Annotated in this window: 5 protein-coding genes; all 5 read left to right on the plus strand. The window is 72.5% G+C overall.

Annotation, left to right across the window (positions count from 1 at the left end):
• Positions 1-1083, plus strand: a 1083-nt coding sequence (locus ACXJMZ_RS36800) for an ATP-binding protein (protein ID WP_457034348.1), incomplete at its 5' end; no start/stop codon positions are given.
• Complete coding sequence (locus ACXJMZ_RS36805; protein ID WP_057237695.1) at positions 1080-1487, plus strand: roadblock/LC7 domain-containing protein; 408 nt, start codon at positions 1080-1082, stop codon at positions 1485-1487. The genes ACXJMZ_RS36800 and ACXJMZ_RS36805, both read left to right, overlap by 4 nt.
• Entirely contained in the window at positions 1484-1843 is a 360-nt protein-coding gene (locus ACXJMZ_RS36810) for a DUF742 domain-containing protein (RefSeq protein WP_457034349.1), read from the plus strand. The genes ACXJMZ_RS36805 and ACXJMZ_RS36810 overlap by 4 nt, the downstream gene beginning before the upstream one ends.
• Positions 1824-2426: a GTP-binding protein gene (locus ACXJMZ_RS36815; protein ID WP_457034350.1), complete on the plus strand. Its 603-nt coding sequence runs from the start codon at positions 1824-1826 to the stop codon at positions 2424-2426. The genes ACXJMZ_RS36810 and ACXJMZ_RS36815 overlap by 20 nt, the downstream gene beginning before the upstream one ends.
• A gap of 47 nt (positions 2427-2473) precedes the next feature.
• A complete protein-coding gene (locus ACXJMZ_RS36820) occupies positions 2474-3892 on the plus strand; it encodes a cytochrome P450 (RefSeq protein ID WP_457034351.1) in 1419 nt (472 codons plus the stop codon).
• Positions 3893-3939 lie beyond the last annotated feature (47 nt).

The raw sequence follows: 3939 nt of genomic DNA on the forward strand, positions 1-3939 counted from the left end.
GACGCCGAGGAGGGGCTGCGCGAGTCGGCCCAGCGGGCGTTCGTGAACATCGCCCGCCGGGTGCAGGCGATCGTGCACCGGCAGGCCCAGGACCTGCGCGAGATGGAGGACCGGCACGGCACCGACCCGGCCGTCTTCGACGACCTGCTCCGGCTGGACCACGGCAACGCGTTGGTCGGCCGGCTGGCCGACTCGATCGCGGTGCTCGGTGGAGCGCGGCCAGGGCGTCAGTGGAGCAAGGGAGTTCCGCTCTACAGCGTGCTGCGCGGCGCGGTCTCCCGGATCCTGGACTACCAGCGGGTCGAGCTGCACCCGGTCTCCGAGGTCGCGGTGGTCGGCCCCGCGGTCGAGCCGCTGATCCACGCGCTGGCCGAGCTGCTGGACAATGCCACCCGCTACTCCCCGCCGCACACCAACGTGCACCTGACCGCGGTCGAGGTGCAGACCGGTATCGCGATCGAGATCGAGGACGGCGGTCTGAGCCTGAGCGAGGAGGGCCGGGCCCGGGCCGAGCGGATGCTTCGCGAGGCGCAGGAGGGCATCGACCTCAACGACCTCGGCGAGACGCCCCGACTCGGCCTCGCCGTGGTCGGGCGGCTGGCCCAGGCGTACGGCTTCCAGGTCTCGCTCCGCCCGTCCGCCTACGGTGGCGTGCGCGCGGTGCTGATCGTCCCGCAGGACCTGCTCACCGCCACCCCGGCGACCACCGATCGGGCGCACGGCATCGGCGTGGCCTCCGGCCCGCGCCGGGCGGCGCCGGCGACATCCCGTCCGGCCCTGGTGGCCCGGCACGCGGTGGCCGCCCCGGCGGCCCGGCAGCCGTCCGGACCGCAGCCCTGGGAGCAGTCGGGGCCGCAGCCCTGGGAGAACGAGCAGAACCCGGCAGTGACCGAGCGGGCCGCCAACGGCCTGCCGCAGCGTCGTCGGCACGCCGCCGCGACGAGCCGACCGGTGCCGATCCCGCAGGCAGCCCCGGCGCCGGCGCCGGAGCAGCCCGGGATGTGGCTGGCGGCGTTCGCCAACGGTGTGAACGGCCGGCCGGACCACCACAGTGACGAGTCCTCAGGTAAGGGTGAGCAGTGATTCAGCAGCGGGCCAACATGGACTGGATGCTCAAGGAACTGGCCGAGGGCGTACCGCAGACCCGGCACGTGGTGGTGCTGTCCTCGGACGGACTGCGGATGGCGCAGTACGGCACGGACACCGACACCGCCGACCGGCTCTCCGCCGCCTGCGCCGGACTGCAGAGTCTGGCCACCGCGATCGGCTCCGAGTTCCCGCACGGGGACGGGCGGATGCGACTGGTGGTGATCGAGACCTCCGGCGGGTTCTTCTACCTGATGGCGGCCGGCGCCCGGGCCTACCTCGCGGTGCTGGCCGACCAGGGCGTGGACGCCGGACTGATGGGCCAGCGGATGCGCGACCTGGTGGCCCGGATCGGCGAGCATCTGAGCACAGCCCCGCGCCATGGTGAGCAGGTCGCATGACCGACCCCGGCGCGGACTGGGAGGCGGGTAATCCCGAGCGGCTGTACGTGATCACGCGTGGACGCAGTGGGCTGACCGAGCGGGTCGTGCTCGACCTGGTCACCCTGGTCGTCGCCAAGTCCCGCCCGCAGCCCTCGATGCAGCCGGAACAGGCGGCGATTCTGCGGATCTGCGAGTCGCCGCTCTCGGTGGCGGAGGTCTCCGCCCACCTCAACCTGCCGATGAGCGTGGTCACCGTGCTGATCGCCGACCTGTTGACGGAGGACAGGGTCGAGGCCCGGGCCCCCGTCCCCAAGGCCGAACTCCCCGACCGTGCCCTGATCGAAGCGGTGATGAATGGACTTCAGAAGCTCTGAGCCGGGCGGCCCGAGCGGGACCGATCTGCTGCCCGCCACCGCCGCCACCGCCGTCAAGGTGGTGATCGTCGGTGGTTTCGGGGTGGGCAAGACCACCCTGGTCGGCTCGGTCAGCGAGATCCGTCCGCTGACCACCGAGGAGACCATGACCCGGGCCGGGGTCGAGGTGGACGACGTCACCGGCGTGGAGCGGAAGACCTCCACCACCGTCGCGATGGACTTCGGCCGGATCACCATCTCCGACGAACTCGTGCTCTACCTCTTCGGCACCCCGGGCCAGCAGCGGTTCTGGTTCCTCTGGAACGGCCTGTTCGAGGGTGCGTTGGGTGCGGTGGTGCTGGTCGACACCCGCCGCCTGGAGGTCAGCTTCGACGTGATCGGGCGGCTGGAGGAGCGCGGTGTGCCCTTCGTGGTGGCCGTCAACACCTTCCCGGAGTCGCCGAGTTACCCGATCGACGAACTGCGGGCGGCGCTCGACCTGCCGGACGAGGTGCCGATCGTGGGCTGCGACGCCCGCAGCCGGGACGCCAGCCGCGACGTGCTGCTCGCCCTGATGCGCTACCTGTACACGCTCAGCTCCTGAATCCTCACCACCTGACGTCTGCTCACACTCACTCCCGGAGAAAACCCGTGACCTCCCCCGACGGCCAGCTCACCCCGCCGCCCGGCTGCCCGGCCCACGGCCTCGGCACCGACCACATACGGCGGCTGTACGGCCCGGAGGCCGAGGCCGACCCGAGCGGCCTGTACGAGAAGCTCCGCGCCGAGCACGGCTCGGTGGCGCCGGTGCTGCTGCACGGCGACCTGCCGGCCTGGCTGGTGGTCGGCCACTCGGCCAACCTGACCGTGATGCGCAACCCGTCCCGGTTCTCCCGGGACTCCCGGCGCTGGACGGCGTTCCAGCAGAACCAGGTGGCGATGGACTCGCCGCTGATGCCGGTGCTGGCCTGGCAGCCGCTCTGCCTGTTCGCGGACGGTGCCGAGCACCGCCGGCTGCGCGGCGCGGTCACCGACGCGCTGAACCGGTTCGACCGCCGGGGCATGCGACGGTACGTCACCCGGTTCGCCGACCAGCTGGTCGACGGCTTCACCGGTCGCGGCACGGTCGACCTGATCGGCGAGTTCGCCGAGCATCTGCCGATGCTGGTGATGACCCAGCTGCTCGGTGCGCCGGACGAGTACGGCCCCCAACTCGTGGTCGCCGCCCGGGACATGATGCTCGGCACCGAGACCGCGATCGCCAGCAACGAGTACGTGGCCACCACGCTCCGTCAGCTGGTCGCCCGCAAGCGGGTGGAGCCGGGCAACGACCTGGCCAGCTGGCTGATCCAGCACGAGGCCGAGCTCTCCGACGACGAGCTGATGGAGCACCTGCGACTGGTGCTGCTGATGGCCAACGAGTCCACCGTGAACCTGATCGCGGACACCCTGCGGATGGTGCTCACCGACAGCCGGTTCCGCGCCAACCTCTCCGGCGGTCACATGACCCTGCCGGACGCGCTGGACCAGGTGCTCTGGGACAGCCCGCCGCTGTCGATGATCCCGGGTCGCTGGGCCACCATCGACACCGAGCTCGGCGGCCAGCAGATCAAGGCCGGCGACATGCTGCTGCTCGGCCTGGCGGCCGGCAACGTCGACCCCGAGGTCCGCCCCGACCTGGACACCCCGCTCTACGGCAACCGCTCGCACCTGGCGTTCAGCGGCGGCCCGCACGAGTGCCCCGGCCAGGACGTCGGCCGCGCGATCGCCGAGACCGGCATCGACATCCTGCTCACCCGCCTGCCCGACCTCCAGCTCGCGGTCGCCGAGGAGGACCTCCGCTGGAGCGGCGCCTGGCTGGCCCGCCACCTGACCGGCCTCCCGGTCAACTTCACCCCGGGCCGCCCGAAGCCCACCCCGGCGCCCGCCGCCCCGGTCGTCCCGGCCCAGGCCACCGCCCCGGTCGCCCCGGTCACCCCGGCCGCCGAGCCCGTCGTGGCCGCCGCTCCGGCCGCCCCGGCCCCGCGCCGCAGCTGGTGGCGCCGCGTCTTCGGCCGCCGCCAGGGCTGACACCAACGGAAGGCCCCCACCGTGAGGTGGGGGCCTTTCCTTGTGCC

It is taken from the genome of Kitasatospora sp. P5_F3, assembly GCF_054049135.1.